Below are 17,985 nucleotides of genomic sequence, written 5' to 3' on the forward strand. Positions count from 1 at the left end.
TTATTTTGCATTTCTGAAAACAGTCTGAGGGTTTTTCGCAAATATGCAAAAAACCCTCAGGTCACAAACAGTGAGATTTTATTGGCAATAAACGGAGCGGCCCAACAGGAGGGAAAATCGACAAACAAATAACCGCTCAGACAGGATTAAACTTCAGATGTTAACTATTCATAAGCCAAGGGAACGGCACAGATAAACTTGAAATCCTCAGTCGCTGAAGAGTTGCGATACTGATGTTTTTCGTTCGGAAGCACCATGGAAAAATCTCCCCCTTTAACCGGATGCTGGTGACCGTCAGCATCGACCAACACCCCTTCACCTTGAAGAATATAATTTAAATGTTCCACATCATGAATATGATAAGGAGTATTGCCTCCCGGGCTGATCGTAAAAACCCGAAAAGAAAAATTCGGAGCTCCATCGGTCTTCCCCAAAGGGACTTGCTTGGCAACATTAACCGCCCCCTCCATCGACATCGGTATTGTAGGAACCTGATCTAACGAAGTGATTTTCATAAACAACCTCCTTGAGAGCGTAATATAGGACGAGTCAGTTAAGATAACAGACCCGCACTCTTACAACAAGAAGCCAAATAGGCACACATTCATAGGGTAATAATGTTGTTATCTCTTCAGCCATTGTGCTAAATTTCTCGGGTAATTTCTCACAAAGACGCCTGTTTCGAAAGAAAACCTCTTTCTAGCCAACATTTTGGAGAAGAATCGATGAATCCTGCTACACTGATTCCCACACCTGATGCCATTTCCGCGCCCTGGGGCTGGTTCTATGTTCTGCTTTTGCTCACCTTCCTGCTACACGTTCTGGTCATGAACGCCATGCTCGGTGGCGGCATCATTGCCTTATTCAGTGCTCTGCGCGGTGACCAGCAAAACACCCTATTAGGCAAAGAGTTCGGTTATAAATGGCCATACACCATCGCCTTTGCAGTTAACATGGGAGTTGCACCACTGCTGTTTGTTCAGGTTTTATACGGTCAGTTCATTTATAGCAGTTCGATTCTCATGGCTGTCTGGTGGTTCTCCATCTTCGGCCTGGTGATTCTGGCCTACTACAGTGCCTATATTTATGACTTCAAGTTTGAGGCCTTAGGAAATCCACGCATCTTTTTACTGGAATTCTCGGTCTTCATTTTGCTTTTTGTCGCCTTCCTTTTCAGCAACAATATGACCCTGATGCTCCAGCCAGAAAAGTGGCAAGCTTATTTCAGTAATGGTGGCGGCACATTGCTGAACTTAAGCGATCCCACATTGTATCCTCGCTATCTCCACTTTGTCGTTGGGTCTGTCGCGGTCGCAGGATTGTTCCTCGCCCTTGTCGGTCATTTCCGTTTCACGAAAAGTAACGTCGATCAAAATTTTCTAATTGCGCAGGGGATGACCTATTTCACGTACGCCACGGCTATGCAAATTTTTATCGGTTTCTGGTTTCTGCTTGCCTTGCCTAAAAACGTGATGATGATCTTCATGGGCGGCAGCGTTCTCAGCACCATTCTGTTATTAGCTGGAATCATTCTTGGATTTACAGCACTTTATTTCGGTTATAAAAAACGGGTTGTTCTCACCTCTGCCATCGCCCTGGTGACATTAATCGTGATGGTCATTATGCGTGATCTGGTCCGGTCCGCCTATCTACAACCCTATTTTCAACTTTCGGATCTGACTGTTGAACCACAGTATTCTCCTCTGATTTTCTTCCTGCTCGTCTTTGCTGGTGGACTACTTTTAATTGGTTACATGCTTAAACTTGCCTTTGGCTGCCGCAAGGAGGTCACAAAATGAACTATCCAGTCTGGGAACTCACAACTTTTGGTGGCGGTTTTCTGATTGCATTTGTCGCAATCGTCCACGTTCTGGTCGCCCACTTTGCCGTTGGCGGCGGGCTCTATCTGATCATGCTGGAAAAAAAGGCCTACAAGGACGATGACGCCGGCTTACTCGATTATGTCAAAAAACACAGCAAATTCTTTCTATTGGTTTCAATGGTCTTTGGTGGTCTCACTGGGGTCGGCATCTGGTGGACAATCGCCCTCTTGAATCCTGCGGCAACATCCAGTCTTATCCATATCTTCGTCTTTGGCTGGGCAGCGGAGTGGGTCTTCTTCGTCACCGAAATTGTCGCCCTGTTTATCTACTTCTATACCTTTGGCAAGATGGACCGCAAGAACCATATCATCATCGGCTGGCTCTACTTCTTCAGCGCCTGGATGTCACTGTTTTTGATCAATGGCATCATCGGCTTCATGTTGACCCCCGGCGGATGGATTGAAGACCACAACTTCTGGTCGGGTTTCTTCAATCCGACCATGTGGCCTTCATTGATTTTCCGTACCGGCATCTCCTTGACCTTGTGTGGAGTCTTCGGCTTTATTACCGCCTCCTTTGTTAAAGATGCAAACCTGCGTCAAAAAGTGATGCGCACCTGCTCTGCCTGGGTTGGTTTCCCCTTTATCCTGATGATCTTAGGTGGTTGGTGGTACTTTAAAGCCATCCCGGAACCAGCGATAACCCTGATCCTTGAAAAATCACCGCAGGTGGGCGACTTCCTACTGCTGCTGGCCTGGGTCATGCCCCTTCTGTTTATCGCCTCAATGATCATGGCAATCCGCTTACCCAACAGCTTTCAGCGGTTCTTCAGTTTTGTCATCGTCGCTATAGCTCTGATCTATTTTGGTGCGTTTGAATTTGTCCGTGAGGGGGGACGCCACCCCTACATTATCTATGATCATATGTATGCCAATCAGGTTTACACCAAAGATGTTCCTGACATCCAGAAAGCCGGGTTCCTCGCCACGGCAAAATGGACCGAGAACTCAGACGTCAGTGATCAAAATCTTATCGCCGCCGGTCGGGACCTCTTCAAGTTTCAATGCAGCGCCTGTCACTCTGTCGATGGCATCCTCAATGACATCAAGCCACTGGTTAAAAAGTATGACAGTGTCTTCGGTATGGATTCAAAACTCAACGGTCTCGGCAAACTAAATCAGTACATGCCTCACTTCATGGGGACCCGTGAAGAGCGCTTTGCTCTCGCCAGCTATATTGTCTACAGCCTGAATCAAGTTGATGATCTCAACATGGGGAATCCAGTTGTGGAAGCCAAAGAGCTACCCGTCGCTATTCCTGCCTTCGACAAAGAAAAAGATGACTACGTGCTGCTGGCATGGAATAACCTGGGCATGCATTGCGTCTCTGACAGCGACCCCTACTGGATTCTGTTACCTCCCGCGAATGACCTCTATGCTCAGCTGGTAAAACGTGGCGATTCTCCAGAAATTATTACTGAGGGGGTTGAAATCACCTATCAGGTCGAAGAAGGTTTTGAATATCCCGAAAAACAAGTCCGTTTTTGGGAATTTGCCGATAAATTGCTCGGCAAAGATCTCGCCCCCGGTGTTGGTGTGAGCGGCTTGAAAGTTGCCGGGAAAATGGCCCTCGCAGAGGACCATCGTGCCTTCACCGCAGCGTTTGTTCCAGTGGTCCCTTATCCTGCGGATGGCAGCTACAACCCCTATCCGATCTTTACCATCACGGCTAAAGACAAGGAGACCGGGAAAATATTAATGACTACCAAAACCGTCGCTCCGACCTCCACCGAGATGGGCTGTAAAAATTGTCATGATGGTGGTTGGCGAGTCGATGGGGTGGCTGGTTTTTCTGATGAAACCAGTCTTGATGTCCTCGTTGCCCACGATAAGAACAGCGGCACCAACCTCGTTGAGAGGGCTAAAAATGGGGAACCGATGCTCTGTCAATCCTGTCATGCTGACCCGGTATTGGGGACCAAAGGCAACCCTGAACTCCTGAATTTCCCTGCAGCGATTCATGGCTGGCATGCCAACTTCCTCACCGACCGGGAAGGGATGCAGGCCTGCGCAGCATGTCACCCTTCACGTCCCGATGGCCCGACACAGTGCTTCCGCAGTCACCATTCCGAATTTATGGATTGCACTAACTGTCACGGCACCATGGAAGACCATTCACTTAGTCTCCTGAAACATGAACTGGATGCTGGCAAAAAAGGGGCTGCCAGATTAATGGAAAACTTGCAACCGCGAGTTGTTGAGACTGTTGCCGAGATTAATCCACGTCTCCCTTGGCTCAATGAACCGGATTGCCTCAATTGTCATGAGGAGTTTGAAATGGGGAACACAACCGATGCTTTCAACACCTGGACAGAAAACGCTGAAGGGTTGTACCGAAATCGCCACGATCAAATGGAGGCCATGATGTGTGAGGCTTGTCATGGCAGCACCCATGCGGTATATCCAGCAACATTGAATAAGTTCGGGACCAACCGTGACAGTATCCAACCGTTACAATACCAGGGTAACAACCGCCCCATTGGCAATGATTGTACCGTCTGTCATACCGTTCAACCGGAGTTTGAAGGACATCACCCGAACTCATTACGATTGTAAAAAGAACGCCAATAATTTTCAAAACATCCTGGACAGGACAGCTAAATAGCTGTCCTGTCTACGTTTGGTCATCATTGTTTTGAAACCTGCCATGTTTACATTTGACAGTCACAATAAGCAAGAGTATACAGAAAGATAGCCAATTTTACATATATTCAATTTTTACTATAAATAAGAACCAAGAGATTTATCAGGAGGTAAAGATGAAATTTTCAGAAGCGTTTGAACTTGGCCAATTAAAGCTGAAAAACAGATTTATCATGGCTCCGGTAAAAAGCGCCTATGGCAACCTTAAAGGGGAAGTCACCCCGCGGCACTTGATCTACTATGACAACCTCTCAAAAGGTGGCGTGGCAATGATCATCCTGGAACCCGTCGCCGTCAGCAAATCGGGGAAAGAGCACCCGAAACAACTCACGGTTCACCTGCCGGAGAGTCAAAAGAATCTGGAAAAGATTGTCACTGTTCTCCATCAGAATGACACTCTGGCCTGCCTGAACATCAATCATGCAGGTCGTGCCGCCAACCCGAAAGCGACAGGGATGGCAGCAGAGGCTCCGTCAGCTGTCCCCTGCCCCGCGACTGGTCAGACCCCGGAAATTCTTCAAAAGGCCGAAATTAAAGGGATCCTCAGTGGCTATCGCCGGGCGATCCGAACCGCAATTGCCGCTGGATTTGATGCTATTGAAATCCAGGCGGGCCACGGTTATCTCATCCAACAGTTCCTCTCTCCGCGCACCAACCGGCGCGAAGACATCTACGGACGGGACAAATCACTATTCATGAAAGAAGTTTTTGACATTGTTCGTGAAGAAAGACAACAGTTAACGGTCTTAGTCAGAATCTCAGGGAGTGAGTTTGTCGATGGCGGTTTTGGTCCGGCAGATAACGGAATTATTCTGAAACTGGCGCAGGAATATGGCTTTGATGCCATCCACTGCGGATTCGGTAATGCCTGTGACACTCCGCCCTGGTATTACAACCATATGGCATTGCCAGAACAGAAGCAGCAGGAAGTCGTCCAGGCCATACGCAAACAGACAACTCTCCCGCTCATCGTCGCCGGACGGATGGGAGATATCAATAAACTTGAAACCTATGAGCGTGAAAATCTGGCCGATTGCATTGCTCTTGGCAGACCTCTTATCGCCGATCCAAACTTTGTTAATAAGATTTTACACCAACAGACAGACGACATCACCTCCTGTGGCTACTGCCTGCAGGGGTGTCTCGCCAATGTTAAAAATGGCAGCGGCATTGGTTGTATTGTCAATCCACGCATCGATAAACAACCATTACAAACAAAAGATCCCAAAACAGTCGCAGTTATCGGAGGCGGACCTGCGGGAATGGCCGCAGCAACACAGCTGGCAATGATGGGACATCAAGCTACCCTGTACGAAAAGCATCCAACCTTAGGCGGTCAGTTTGAATTGGCCTATAAGGCTCCCCACAAAGAGTCCATGCTCCGCCCTTTGCATAGCCTGATTCAGCAGACAGAGAAGCAGGCCGTTAATATTCTTTTGGGAACCACGGCCACTGCGGCCTCAGTTGAAAACTTTGATTGTTGTATTGTCGCCACTGGGGCCCGACAGATGATTCCTGAAATCACTGGACTTGACGACCAATATTCAATGACCAGCCTGGAATTCTTCGCCAAGACAAAACCGGTTCAAGGAAAACGGATCTTGATTATCGGAGCTGGAATGGTCGGTATAGAGGCGGCTGAAATGCTTGCCGATGAGGGCTACGATGTGGTCATTACCAAGAGAACCGACACGGTTGGCAACGACATGGAAATGATCACCAAGAAAATGCTCCTTAAGCGTTTAGAGCAGAAAAAAAACCTGTTAATCTCTGTCAATACGACAGTGCTGGAATTCACCAAACAGCAGGTCAAATATAAACATCACCGCAAAGAGGGAGAATGGGCTCCGTTTGACACCGTTATCATCGCTGCAGGAATGTGCCCCGAGGATGATCTGTACGCACAACTTCAAGCCACAGGAAAATCGGTCCAACTGATTGGCGATGCAGCAACACCTGCTGACATCTATGCGGCCACGCAGATGGGCTACCTAGCAGCGGCAACATTGGTTTGATCAACCGTCAGAACGATAGGGACTTGTCTATAACAATTTTAAGCTAAGGAAAAACAACCATGAAAAAAATGATTGTAGGGCTTCTCGTGCTATTTTCCCTCGCCTTTGCAGCGTCCGCTTATGCCAAGGATGTGAAGGCGGCCTTTATCTATGTAGGACCGGTCGGTGATGGGGGCTGGACCTATGCCCATGACCAAGGACGGATCGCGATGGCGGAGCTTCCTTTTGTCACGAAAACGACTTTTATCGAGTCTGTCCCTGAAGGGGCTGATGCAACCCGAGTCATTACCGGTCTTGCCAACAAAGGCTACAACCTTATCTTCACAACCAGTTTCGGGTTTATGGACTCAACTGTTGAGGTCGCTAACAGGTTCAAAGATATCGCCTTTGAACACTGTTCCGGTTACAAAACGACGGCCAATATGGGCAACTACTTTGGCCGTTTCTATCAAGGTAAATATCTCTCTGGTATCGTCGCTGGATCGATGACCAAATCTGACAATATTGGCTATGTTGCCGCCTACCCGATCCCTGAAGTTATTAGAGGAATCAATGCGTTTACCATTGGTGTCCGTGAAGTAAACCCCAAAGCGACCGTCAAAGTTGTCTGGACTCAGACATGGTTTAATCCTGGTCTGGAAAAAGATGCTGCAGATTCATTGCTGGATGTCGGCGCAGATGTCCTCTCCATGCATCAGGACACACCAGCCACACTCCAAGCGGCTGAAGAGCGGGGCAAATTTGCCATCGGTAATGATTCTGATATGAGACAGTTTGCCCCCAATGCTTTTTTGACTGCTCCGATCTGGGACTGGGGGGTGTTGTATAAGGAATTTGCCACCAACGTCCATAATGACACATGGACACCAGAAGAAATCTGGGCAGGAATGGAGACAGGTGTGGTCAAGCTGGCTCCTCTGAGCGACAAAGTCCCCGCAGCCGTACAAACCCTGGTAGCCGAAAAACAACAGGCTCTTATGGAGCATAAGATGCAGGTCTTTGCTGGGCCGATCAAAGATCAAGCCGGAGATGTCATCCTCCCGACAGGAAAAACCTATAGCGACAAAGAACTATTGAGCATGAATTTCTTTGTTGAGGGAGTACAAGGATCAATCGCTGAATAAGGTTCTTCAACTGCCAACTCGCATCAACAACAAAATGGCCGCTAACCAAAGTCCTTGGTTAGCGGCCAAAATAATTGCGATCTCAATCGGTCTGAAAAAGTTATTCCTCCCAGGGTGGAAGCATCCCTAACGTTGTCAATTTGTCTGCAAATTCCAGCGCTTCCCGCGATAAAACGAGTTGACCGTCTTTATCTTTAAGCCAGCCGCTGTTTTTACACCAATCCAGAGCCGCCTGTTTTTTCTGCCCCGCCAACAGAGCCAATAACTCCTGATCCTGCTGGGATAAGGTCATCCGCTTAAAACGGTAATCCTTAAACGCTTCCCAAGCCTGAGGAACCCAACGACTGACGATCTGCTCACCAATAGTTTCAGCATAGTTGCGAATCTCCAGTTGGGCATGAGAATCCATGCGCAAAGCGAGAAAATGAAACAAGTTATGCAGATCAATCTGCCAGAAGGCTTCGGTATAGGTACTTAAGGGGAGGTCTTTACGTGCCTGTTCTCTGGCAACACCACCATCAAGACGATGGTGGTAGACCTCTTTTGACAAACGGTGCAACTCCTGTTCTGCATGCGTAAGCTCCTGGCCGATACTTTGATCAAAATACCCGGAACTACCCTGCTTATTATCTTGCGCCTGTTGTCGCCACTGGTCCGCAGCTGTCATTTGGGCACCGTCGATGGCAATGGAATAGCGGGTACTGTACTCATTGACGCTGGCAGTACGGTGGCGAATCCACTGGCGCCAGGTATCCATAGGCACCCGAACATGGAGTTTCAGACTGCACATTTCAAAAGGGGTTGTATGGTAGTTGCGCAGCAGATAACGGATCAGGGCGCGATCCTGTGAAACTTTTTTCGTGCCGTCACCATAAGAGACCCGAGCAGCCTGTACGATCGAGGAATCATTGCCCATATAATCAACAACACGGACAAAACCGTCATCAAGAACTGGGAAGGTTTGACCAAGGATGGCATCGAGCTCTGGGCTAACTGGACGTATTAATTGAGTTGTCACGTAATTTATCCTTTAACGATGTGAAGATGTAGCTAAAAGGGCACCAAAACCTACGAAAATTGATCCGCTGACCCGACCAAATATTTTCATCCGCCGTGGCTTCATCAACCAGAATTTGGCTTTGTGGGCCAATAGAGCATAAAACATAAGGAAGGCAAACGAGAAGAACATTAATGTCGCAATCAAAATAGAGAATTGGGGCAAGATAGGCAGCTCGACATGCATAAACTGAGGGAGCAACGCGGTCAAGAAGACGATTGCCTTAGGGTTACTCAAAGCCACCCCCAATGCCTGAACAAACATTTTTTTTGCCGATTTCACTTCTGGTTGCAAACACGACTGCACCTGATTGAAATCGATCCCGCGTTGACAAAACATCTTTATCCCCAGATACGCAAGATATGCGGCTCCCGCATATTTAACCAGATTGAAAACCAATTCAGAGGTATTGAGCAGTGCCCCCAGGCCGGTTACAGCAATAATCCCCATAATCAACAAGCCGGAAATATTACCAAGAGCGGCAAAAATGGCTTTTTTCCATCCATGTAATGTACTGTTGGTCATAATAAACAAAACAGCCGGACCTGGTGTTGACGCTGCAACAAGGACCAATATCAAGTACATGAACCAAGCATGAATCGTCATAGATCATCTCCAGTATTATTTTTTTAAACGCTAAAAATAACACATTTCGCCAAGATTTTATTTCAATTTTTTTCTTTGCGACATTTCTAACAAAATTTAAAACGGATTTGTGGCTGCAAGCAGGGTCAAGAGACAACGGGAGGGTTCTGCAGAGGAGAGAAAATGACTATTTTTCAGCGTAAGGACCTGACAATCAAAGACTGCCAGGCCCATTGACGACGATAATTAAAACTGCCACGCCAGAGAGAAGTCGACCGCGTCCTCGCTGAGATTCGATTCAAGCTCAACCGGGGTACCATCAGGCATGGTTCCGCTCGACTTAACACTGCTGTCAAATGCATGCATATAGCCGAGATTAATATTCACGGTTTCAGTAATCTGATAACCCAGACCGACCGTGATATGGTGTTCAGAGATGGCCGGAAAGCCAATAATACGCAAGGTCTCATAACCATAGGCATTAACAGACTTACCTTGAATTTTTACCGTGGTTGTACCATCAAAGTTACTATGTTCTTTAAGCTGATTCTCTGCATAGTTATAGCCAAGGCGCAGGATCAGTTTGGCGGTGGGTTTGAATTGTCCACCAATCGCAATGACGTACTGATCATCCCAATCCAGATCATCGTAACCCTTCGCATCAGACCAGTTAAGCCATTTCGCGTCGAGAGCAACGAGGAAACGATCTGAAGGACTATATGAGACGCCAAAACCGAGGGTTTGTGGGGCTTCCAGAGCAAAATCATCCATAGTGCCATCACCGTCAAGATCATAGACATTTTGATGGTCAGCATTGATCGGGCTCATATAAGTCGCGCCAATGGAAAATGCGTTTGTCAGTTGATAAATAGCACCGAGTTGTCCGCCAAATCCATAGTTGCCAGAGGTCCCATTGTCCAGATCCAGAGCAGAATTGACCAGATGTGCGGCAAAACCCACCGAGAGCTTTTCGTTGATTTGATAGGCAAACGTTGGGGCAAACTTTAAAATCATCAACTGAGTCGAATCAACCGCACCGGTGTTAGCGATATCGGTATCGCGATAATCAACTCCTAGCCCGGTCACCCCGTAAGCGGCTAAACCAACCCGCATCTTATCGTTAATCGGGGTCGAAATGCCAAATGCCGGCACCATGTAGACCTTCTGATCCGAATCGGCGGTGAGTGGAGTGCCATTATTGATCGTCACTTTGGCGTCAATCTTTGGGGCAAAAAACGTTGAAGCAAAATCAAATTGCGATTCGGGACAATAAGGACCAACATTCATCGCCGCAGGATTGCTGAAGGTTGCGCTGATTGCATCCTGTGGTGCGGCGATCCCAGTTCCACCCATAGCACGTGAAACCGGGCCAACACCAATCAGATTATCACCATTGGTCGCATAGCTTAAACATGGCAGAAGCATTGCGGCACAACAAAACATCGACGTCACGAGAAACTTCTTCATATAACCTCCTCACCTCATTATGAGGTGTCGCTCAAAAAATTAAGGCCCTCGCAGATTTCATCAAATCCGAGAGGGCCTTGGGCTTTACTTCATTGCGTCTTGCAGTTCATCTTTACTGAGCTTCCGTGGCGCATCCATCAACAATTGCTTTTCCAGTTCTGGATACGAGAGGTCTTTCTCTTGCAGGAAGATGTCATCATTACCGTGGCAGTTTTCACACATCACCTTTCCACCTTCTTTGTGAATCGGAGCAAGTTGCAAGAAGTGAGTTGTGTAAGGAACCCAGGCAGCCTTAGACTCAAGGTCTTTCTGCTGCAGATGAATCCCCATGTGGTTAAAAGCATCAGCTGAAGTTGTCCCGGTGGTATGAACCATGGGATAAACTTTGCCGTCGAATTCACCTAACTTAAAGATATGCTCATCTTCAGGGACCCGGTTGTGACAGGCGACACAGGATTCATACTCAGTCCCGTGACAAGCCTGACAGCTAACGAACTCGCCATGAATTTCATGGGCTTCGTTTGTTGTCGCCGCATCTTGATGACAATCATAACAGCTGGCTTTGATCAGCCCCGGGCTCATCATGCCCAGTTGTTCTTGATCACCGCCACGACCATGATATTCCTGCTCGCTCCGATGACAGGAATTACAGTCCATTCCCAAGGCGACATGGAGATTTTTCTCCTGGGTAAAGAAGCCAGCGCCTGCCAGATGGTGACAAGGGATACAAACTTGCAGGTTATCAGGCTTGACCTCGACCTTATGGTTGGCTTGCAGCCCAGCATTAGCTATCGGGGCGGTACCAATATGACAGGTGCCACAGGTCGCATGACAAGCCAGACAGTCCCCTTCCATGATTTGCCCCACCACAACTTCTTTCTCATGAGTCTTGCCGAGACGAGCAGAAAGCTTATTGCGAACACCGGTCATATTGAAATGGATTGAAGTCTGGGCATTCTTGACAATATCCTGATGACAAGATGCGCAAATCTTTTGCCCCCCATCTGCCGTTGGATCTTTAATGATCCCTTCGTGCGCTAGCTTGACATCAGTCGCGTCAGGATTGCCACCGTGACAGAACTCACAAGATTGCCGACCATGGATGCGGTCGTTAACAAATTCCGGGCCGACATATAATCCTTGGGCCACAGTTTCAGCCGCAACATCATGGCCATAACCATCTTTAGTGTCTGCGGTGACTGAACGTAAATAATCCAGTTGACCATGACATACGAGACATTGGCTGGCATTTTTGGGGTTTGCATAAGATTTAGGTTGAACACTTGTATGACTGCTCTGGCCATGTGAGCTAGCGAAAACACCACCAGCCAGAAGTAAACTTAACAGCACGCTGAGACTAGCTACGAACAAAACTCTTTTAATCATATTTTCCTCCATTGTTGTTTTAATTCTTACGTGGCAGCGGTTCTGACGATTCAGAATCGGTTAAAGCGCTCCTTTCTAAAGATGAAGGGTTGAGAAAAAAACCGAACGCTCGGTCTGTGGCAGAATAAAAAAATATATCCAGTCAGCAGCGCGAAAAAATCCCTCATTGGGAATATATTGTGAAGCCAACTCTCTCGCTGTTGGATATTTCCTACGTTGTTAAAAGACTCTGTTTCAGCCTGTCTGATATAAATGATGGAGATGATCCCATTCTGAACGGATGGGTTAAAAAGAAGGGTCGAAATACTGTGTCGATTTAAGGGGAATGTACCTGTGCGCATAAATCCTCTTAATACCATTAAAAATCCAAGTATCAGCGCATAGATTTGCCAATCAAACGATTGCAAACCGAGCGCTCGTTCGGCCTGACGCGAAGAGAATAATAGCCTCTCAAACAAAAGTCAAGACCGAACGCTCGTTTTGCTAAATAAATTTAATTTTTTTATTTTACGGGGAAATTAAAAAGGGGGAATGGGGATAATATTGATCTCATGCTGCAACCAGACTGTTGTTTTTCGGCCTCTCAACAGGTCGAATAGCAACTGCTTAGCGGGCGACACCTTTCCAGGCACAATCCCAGACCATTTCCAGATGGGGGGGAAGTGGTTCTTTAAAAATACCATCAAGACGCAAATTGATCATCCGGAACATGCCGCCAAACAGGCAGGTTGCCGCGAGGGTTACGTCCATTTCCCGGATCTCACCGTTATTGATTCCGGTCTGGACAACTTCGCGCATCATTGCCAGAGGGCGGGAAGAACAAACGGGAATGGCTGAAGGCATAAATTCCTTATGCTTGGCGTGGAGCATAAATTCCATCTCGGCAGGATTGGTTTCAGCCCAATCAAAGAGCATTCTCATGATTGCTTTAGCCCGTTCCTGAGTCGAATCGTATTGAACCATGATCTCATCCATCGACTTCGTCATCACTTCGAGCATTTCTGCATAGATCGCCTTGGCAATCTCTTCCTTGCTTTTAAAGTGATGATAAACCGCACCGATGCTAATATCTGCTGTCCGCTTTATATCGTGAACAGAGGTATTAAAATATCCTTTACTGGTAAAAAGGATAAGGGCCGTCTTTAAAATTGTTTGTCGCAGGTCAACAGCGTTGCCATTTTTCTTCTTGGTCTTCGGCATAAATGGATCATCCTGTCTAGAAAATGAACCTTCGTTCGGCGTAAATAAACAATATAGAGAATATTCAAATAGACCGCAAGGGCTTCCTCTGTCTTGATTATTATCGACAATGACGAATGCCAAACATGTGGTCGAAACCAATCGTGACAGCAACGCAAAAAGGACTCCCGATGGGAGCCCCTTGCGATCGTGTCAAAGAGATCAAGTCTACTTGCTGCTCGACTTTTGCGCCCGCGGGGAAGTTCTCTGCACGGCGGCCTTGGTCATCCCCACCAACACCAGCACCGCAGGGACCAGTTGGGCAACAATGAGCAACGCACAAAAACCGATCAACAGCAGGACCAAAATGCCACTGTTGTAGGTTTGCGTCGTATCAACAGCAAATGCAGGACTAACAAACATCATGATCATAGCAATCGTCGACAAGGCAGATTTAACGGGAAACATCGCCTTCGCCTTATGCTTTTTATTCGCCTTGATAGCTGTATTTTCGGCATATTTTTTAAATGCGTAGCTGACGACCTGACGAATCTCTTCACCATTATCTTCACCAACCGTTTTCAGTGCGTGATAAAAAATCCCTTCTTTACGAATCCGACGCTCCATCTCAATCGGCATTTCATCTGAAACCAAAATAATCGAAATATTGCGGTTACATTTTTTCAACAATGGAATCAACTTGACAATATTCTGTTCATCGTAGTGACCATCAATCACAACCACCTGAATATCTTTATTGATAATTCCTTCAAGAGCATTCGCAACAGCATCAACTGTTGTCACCTGATAATCACTGGCATTAAAGAGGCTCGCCAATTGCTCCCGGGATCCCTGATTTTTATTTGCTATCAATAGACCTTGCATAATTGCCACCTTTCTATCTTAAAGATTCCACTTAGGGACCTAGGAATCAATGTGAAGATTTCACTTCCTTGCTGCTCTTACCAGCCAATCCTTTTATTATCCCGATGAGCATGATTGTAGCTGGAACCAGTTGAAAGACCACAATCAGGGCAAAGAAGCCGATAAACAATGAGAGCAGCAAACTCCCCCCACCAGCACTTCCTTGATCTGCGGCAAAAGCGGATCCAGAAAAAAAACTCAGGGCAATCAAAGTGTTGCGTAAGGTGTTTTTCATAATGTCCTCCATCTATATAAAAGATTTATTTTTATTCCGTCTCTTGTGATTAAAGATAAGCACAGCACGTGCCAAGTCTGCAAAATATCAACGTTTAAAGATTAACCCCCTGTATTTATTGAAAAAGAAGTTTTCAACTTGAGAATATCACGGCATGCAAATAGCTATCTTGTATATAATTGACATACATCAAGACAACAATAACTGGGAGAAAAATCCAAAGAAAAACACTTAAGGCGCTGATATAAAAGGGATTTCACTCAAAGGTTGGGTGTATAAAGTTTTTTATCTGGAGATATTTTATTTATTAGCCCAGAGCGATTAAAACGGTAGCTGCTATACTTTTCAAACAAACACACTTGCGTTGACAACAGCATCACAACCGACTCTTTGGAGGTCTTTATGCCACATCTACAGTTTGAGATAAATCAATCCTTAACGGATGCAGACAAAATGGATTTTTCCGAACAGGTCCGTCAGTTATTTTCCGAGATTATGGACACTGGCACCGACCATATCAGTATTTCAATTCGTGAATTCGGCACTCATAATTTGTCCATAGGTCGAGTAAAAGAACCAGAAAAAGGAATTGCTGTCGTCAATGCCGATATCCGCGAGGGACGGACCATGAAACAGCGGAGGACTTTGACTTTAGGATTTATGGACCTGCTGCAGAGGACTTGGGATATCCCCAAGGAGCATATGTACGTCACCCTGACCGAACATAAAGGGGAAGATTTTCATCTGGTCGAGAGATATTTATCCGGTTGGCAAGAGGGGGAAGATCCCCTGGTAGATTGAACGGCTAAAACCTATACGTTCGGACAATAGAATCGGCACAGTAAATAAATACCCCCAACCAGATCAGCGTAAAAGTTATCCCACTGTGCCAATCAAATGGTTCCCGGTAGACAAACACTCCCAGAGTAAAAGCAATTGTCGGCGCTAAGTACTGTAAGATCCCTACCGTCGAAAGCTTCAGCTTTCTCGCAGCAGCAGCGAACCAGAGTAAGGGCAAACTCGTCGCAACACCTGCGCCAACCAGCCAAAGGGTGATGTTAAGATCGACAAAGAAGAGACTGCCAAAAAAGATCTGCCGGTAACAGATATAAGCCAACGCAGGAATGAGCAATACGCAGGTCTCAATCAGCAAACCGGGAATCGGTGCGACTTGGATTTTTTTACGGGCATAACCATAAAAAGCAAAAGTAAATGCCAACGTGAGCGCAAACAGCGGTAAATCACCATAAGCCAACAATGAATAGCTGACGCCAGCCAATGCACAAAGGATCGACATCAACTGCAAGCGGTTGAATTTCTCACCCAACAACAGAAAACCGAGCAAAATATTAACCATCGGCGTAATGTAGTAACCTAAACTGGTTTCGATAACATGCTCCGTATTGACCGCCCAAATATAGATAAACCAATTCAAGCCGATCAGCAGACCACTGCCACAGAGTTTTTTCAGATTTGCTGAATTGCTGGCAATCTGTCTGACTTCGGACCATCTATGCTGAAAACTGATAATCAAACAGAGAAAAAGACAAGACCAGACAATCCGATGACAGATAATCTCAAACGGGACGACATCATGCAATTGCTTCCAGTAAACAGGTAAAAAGCCCCAGGTGGTAAACGCAGCAAGGCCGAACAAAATTCCAGATAGTTGTTGGTTCATAGTAACCCTTAAAATATCGTAAGCAGTGGGAACGCGAATATAGCACCAACAACCAGAGAAATAACCCAACAAATCAAAATTAAATTGATCGTTATCCATGCAACTCCATTGTGATCAAGTTACAATGCAAAAAGGACAGCCGGTTGGCTGCCCTTTTTGTGAAATGGAGTTTGCTCTTATATTTTAGTTCTTAGCCGAAACTGTTTTCCGGCCACTTTGCTTGGCGGCCTCCTTGGTCAGACCAAACAGAGCTAATACAGCAGGAACCAATTGAGCAATGATCAACAACGCACAGAAACCGACAAACAGAAGAACCAGGATGCCGCTGTTATAGGTCTTGCTTGTATCCACAGCAAAGGCAGGTACGGCGAACAAAATCAAACTGAGGGTTGCGATGATAGCTTTCATGATGATCTCCTTGAAATGATTAAGTCAGGGTTATATGTTTTATTGCTGCTTGGTGACTTTGGCCTTACGCTTACAACTGGAGATATAGCAGCGTCCATGCCAAGCCATATAATCCATCAAAAAAAACCATTCAACCTCCTAGTTTTATTAATAATTATGCTTCATCTGCAACTTCGAGGATTAACGTTCTCGAGGTAGCGTGTATAAAAAAAATATACGCAAAGGAGGGTTCAAAACAGCAGAGATAACAGGGATGAACAGATAACACCCTGATATTTAATATTTTTATTTAAATACCAGGGTGTATATAAAAATATGCAGCAGATATATTTTTTCCGCATACAAGCAGGGTGACGCTTACAAAGACAGTTACAATACCGCTGCCATCTGCTCGGCGATAGAGAATAAACCAAACAGCCCACCGGTGTGCACAAAGACAATCCTTGGGCCAAAACATTGCGGATTTTTTTCCAGTTCAGAAATCATGGCAAAGTAAGCTTTCCCAGTATAAACAGGATCCAGCACCACCCCCTCTAAACGGGCTAGGTCTCTAATCGCCTCCAGTTCTGCAGGCTGAGATAACGCATATCCCTTACCGACATAACCATCGAGAATCTCTATATCCGCCGGCGAAACAATAGATTGTGGTAAATATCGCTCCTGAAAGTCATCCATGATCGTGCCGATAACCCGCTGGAAATATTCCCGGTCATCACAGACATTGACACCGACGACCCGAAAACCCGCAGCAAAGAGCTTATTACCCAAGACCAATCCAGCCGTGGTTCCACCTGATCCGACTGCTGAGATGACCGTCGTTGTAGCTGCGACTGAAGCATCCAGCTCTTTCACGTCATTGACAAGTTCTTCAACAGCAGAGACATAACCCCAAGCGCCGAGGGCATTAGAACCCCCTTCCGGGATAATATATGGGCAAGCACCGGCCGCTACCAATTGCTCTGCCTGCCGGGCAAAGTAAAGATTCCGCTGTTGATACTGTTCTGGTGTGATCCAGATAACCGTAGCATCAGCAAGATAATCGAGTAAAATATTGGCCTCGGTCGCCGGTGGCTGAGCGGGGTTCGGGGTGCGCAACAGCAGCACCGTCTTGAGCCCCAGTCGTTTGGCCGCAAAAGCAGTTGCACGGCAATGATTGGATTGCGCCCCGCCGCAAGTAATCACTGTATCCACACCCATCTGCAGGGCACGGTGGAGCAGAAACTCTAATTTCCGAACTTTGTTTCCCGAAAGCTCAGTGCCGGTGTAATCATCCCGCTTAAAATAGATATCAACTCCGAAACGATCACTTAAACGTTCCATTTTTTGCAACGGAGTCGGTGTCTGCGCCAGTTGAACCCGTTCAGGATATTGAAATGAGATAGACTGTGACATGAGACTC

Annotated in this window: 16 protein-coding genes; 5 read left to right on the plus strand and 11 right to left on the minus strand. The window is 46.5% G+C overall.

The annotated features are described in order from the left end of the window. Window positions 1-164 precede the first annotated feature (164 nt). A complete protein-coding gene (locus BLU87_RS04630) occupies window positions 165-515 on the minus strand; it encodes a cupin domain-containing protein (RefSeq protein WP_092345182.1) in 351 nt (116 codons plus the stop codon). A gap of 210 nt (window positions 516-725) precedes the next feature. Here BLU87_RS04630 and BLU87_RS04635 point away from each other — a divergent pair, with 210 nt between their 5' ends. From BLU87_RS04635 to BLU87_RS04650, 4 genes are all read left to right on the plus strand, one after another. Continuing rightward, window positions 726-1,799, plus strand: coding sequence for a hypothetical protein (locus BLU87_RS04635; RefSeq protein WP_092345184.1), 1,074 nt, complete (start codon window positions 726-728; stop codon window positions 1,797-1,799). Beyond that, window positions 1,796-4,438, plus strand: coding sequence for a cytochrome ubiquinol oxidase subunit I (locus tag BLU87_RS04640; RefSeq protein ID WP_092345186.1), 2,643 nt, complete (start codon window positions 1,796-1,798; stop codon window positions 4,436-4,438). Before BLU87_RS04635 ends, BLU87_RS04640 begins: the two co-directional genes overlap by 4 nt. Window positions 4,439-4,641: 203 nt before the next feature. After that, window positions 4,642-6,540 carry an oxidoreductase gene (locus tag BLU87_RS04645; protein ID WP_092345188.1) on the plus strand — a complete coding sequence of 633 codons (1,899 nt, stop codon included), beginning with the start codon at window positions 4,642-4,644 and terminating at the stop codon, window positions 6,538-6,540. Between the two features lie 59 nt (window positions 6,541-6,599). Beyond that, the gene (locus BLU87_RS04650) at window positions 6,600-7,664 is read left to right on the plus strand and encodes a BMP family ABC transporter substrate-binding protein (RefSeq protein ID WP_092345190.1); all 1,065 of its coding nucleotides are present in this window, start codon (window positions 6,600-6,602) and stop codon (window positions 7,662-7,664) included. A 100-nt stretch (window positions 7,665-7,764) separates the two neighbouring features. On the opposite strand, the gene thyX is transcribed toward BLU87_RS04650, so the two are convergent. The 7 genes from thyX to BLU87_RS04690 form a co-directional block, all read right to left on the minus strand. Continuing rightward, window positions 7,765-8,682, minus strand: a complete 918-nt coding sequence (gene thyX, locus BLU87_RS04655; protein WP_217637434.1) for an FAD-dependent thymidylate synthase — start codon at window positions 8,680-8,682, stop codon at window positions 7,765-7,767. Between the two features lie 12 nt (window positions 8,683-8,694). Beyond that, window positions 8,695-9,327: a LysE family translocator gene (locus BLU87_RS04660; RefSeq protein ID WP_092345194.1), complete on the minus strand. Its 633-nt coding sequence runs from the start codon at window positions 9,325-9,327 to the stop codon at window positions 8,695-8,697. A gap of 225 nt (window positions 9,328-9,552) precedes the next feature. Further along, entirely contained in the window at window positions 9,553-10,773 is a 1,221-nt protein-coding gene (locus BLU87_RS04665; protein ID WP_092345196.1) for an OmpP1/FadL family transporter, read from the minus strand. A gap of 84 nt (window positions 10,774-10,857) precedes the next feature. Beyond that, window positions 10,858-12,159, minus strand: a complete 1,302-nt coding sequence (locus tag BLU87_RS04670; protein ID WP_092345198.1) for a multiheme c-type cytochrome — start codon at window positions 12,157-12,159, stop codon at window positions 10,858-10,860. Between the two features lie 606 nt (window positions 12,160-12,765). After that, on the minus strand, window positions 12,766-13,359 hold the full coding sequence (locus tag BLU87_RS04675) for a TetR/AcrR family transcriptional regulator (RefSeq protein ID WP_092345200.1): 594 nt from the start codon (window positions 13,357-13,359) through the stop codon (window positions 12,766-12,768). 207 nt (window positions 13,360-13,566) lie between these two features. Next, window positions 13,567-14,223, minus strand: coding sequence for a DNA-binding transcriptional response regulator (locus BLU87_RS17580; protein ID WP_245706370.1), 657 nt, complete (start codon window positions 14,221-14,223; stop codon window positions 13,567-13,569). 46 nt (window positions 14,224-14,269) lie between these two features. Next, window positions 14,270-14,497, minus strand: coding sequence for a hypothetical protein (locus BLU87_RS04690; protein ID WP_092345202.1), 228 nt, complete (start codon window positions 14,495-14,497; stop codon window positions 14,270-14,272). Between the two features lie 402 nt (window positions 14,498-14,899). Here BLU87_RS04690 and BLU87_RS04695 point away from each other — a divergent pair, with 402 nt between their 5' ends. Beyond that, complete coding sequence (locus BLU87_RS04695) at window positions 14,900-15,298, plus strand: tautomerase family protein (RefSeq protein WP_092345204.1); 399 nt, start codon at window positions 14,900-14,902, stop codon at window positions 15,296-15,298. 4 nt (window positions 15,299-15,302) lie between these two features. Here BLU87_RS04695 and rarD read toward each other — a convergent pair whose 3' ends face one another. From rarD to BLU87_RS04710, 3 genes are all read right to left on the minus strand, one after another. Next, window positions 15,303-16,277 carry an EamA family transporter RarD gene (gene rarD, locus BLU87_RS04700; protein WP_217637435.1) on the minus strand — a complete coding sequence of 325 codons (975 nt, stop codon included), beginning with the start codon at window positions 16,275-16,277 and terminating at the stop codon, window positions 15,303-15,305. A gap of 84 nt (window positions 16,278-16,361) precedes the next feature. Continuing rightward, window positions 16,362-16,586, minus strand: coding sequence for a hypothetical protein (locus BLU87_RS04705; RefSeq protein WP_092345206.1), 225 nt, complete (start codon window positions 16,584-16,586; stop codon window positions 16,362-16,364). A gap of 369 nt (window positions 16,587-16,955) precedes the next feature. After that, window positions 16,956-17,978: a D-cysteine desulfhydrase family protein gene (locus BLU87_RS04710; protein ID WP_092345208.1), complete on the minus strand. Its 1,023-nt coding sequence runs from the start codon at window positions 17,976-17,978 to the stop codon at window positions 16,956-16,958. Window positions 17,979-17,985 lie beyond the last annotated feature (7 nt).

It is taken from the genome of Desulfuromusa kysingii, from assembly GCF_900107645.1.
Classification (GTDB): Bacteria; Desulfobacterota; Desulfuromonadia; order Desulfuromonadales; family Geopsychrobacteraceae; genus Desulfuromusa; species Desulfuromusa kysingii.

Excerpts from the sequence above, each read along its gene's own strand:
- BLU87_RS04650 (WP_092345190.1), top strand. The coding sequence starts at position 6,600 with ATGAAAAAAATGATTGTAGGGCTTCTCGTGCTATTTTCCCTCGCCTTT.
- BLU87_RS04675 (WP_092345200.1), bottom strand. The coding sequence starts at position 13,359 with ATGCCGAAGACCAAGAAGAAAAATGGCAACGCTGTTGACCTGCGACAA.
- rarD (WP_217637435.1), bottom strand. The coding sequence starts at position 16,277 with ATGGATAACGATCAATTTAATTTTGATTTGTTGGGTTATTTCTCTGGT.
- BLU87_RS04645 (WP_092345188.1), top strand. The coding sequence starts at position 4,642 with ATGAAATTTTCAGAAGCGTTTGAACTTGGCCAATTAAAGCTGAAAAAC.
- BLU87_RS04660 (WP_092345194.1), bottom strand. The coding sequence starts at position 9,327 with ATGACGATTCATGCTTGGTTCATGTACTTGATATTGGTCCTTGTTGCA.
- BLU87_RS17580 (WP_245706370.1), bottom strand. The coding sequence starts at position 14,223 with ATGCAAGGTCTATTGATAGCAAATAAAAATCAGGGATCCCGGGAGCAA.
- BLU87_RS04640 (WP_092345186.1), top strand. The coding sequence starts at position 1,796 with ATGAACTATCCAGTCTGGGAACTCACAACTTTTGGTGGCGGTTTTCTG.
- BLU87_RS04665 (WP_092345196.1), bottom strand. The coding sequence starts at position 10,773 with ATGAAGAAGTTTCTCGTGACGTCGATGTTTTGTTGTGCCGCAATGCTT.
- BLU87_RS04635 (WP_092345184.1), top strand. The coding sequence starts at position 726 with ATGAATCCTGCTACACTGATTCCCACACCTGATGCCATTTCCGCGCCC.
- BLU87_RS04710 (WP_092345208.1), bottom strand. The coding sequence starts at position 17,978 with ATGTCACAGTCTATCTCATTTCAATATCCTGAACGGGTTCAACTGGCG.
- BLU87_RS04670 (WP_092345198.1), bottom strand. The coding sequence starts at position 12,159 with ATGATTAAAAGAGTTTTGTTCGTAGCTAGTCTCAGCGTGCTGTTAAGT.
- BLU87_RS04630 (WP_092345182.1), bottom strand. The coding sequence starts at position 515 with ATGAAAATCACTTCGTTAGATCAGGTTCCTACAATACCGATGTCGATG.
- BLU87_RS04695 (WP_092345204.1), top strand. The coding sequence starts at position 14,900 with ATGCCACATCTACAGTTTGAGATAAATCAATCCTTAACGGATGCAGAC.
- BLU87_RS04705 (WP_092345206.1), bottom strand. The coding sequence starts at position 16,586 with ATGAAAGCTATCATCGCAACCCTCAGTTTGATTTTGTTCGCCGTACCT.
- BLU87_RS04690 (WP_092345202.1), bottom strand. The coding sequence starts at position 14,497 with ATGAAAAACACCTTACGCAACACTTTGATTGCCCTGAGTTTTTTTTCT.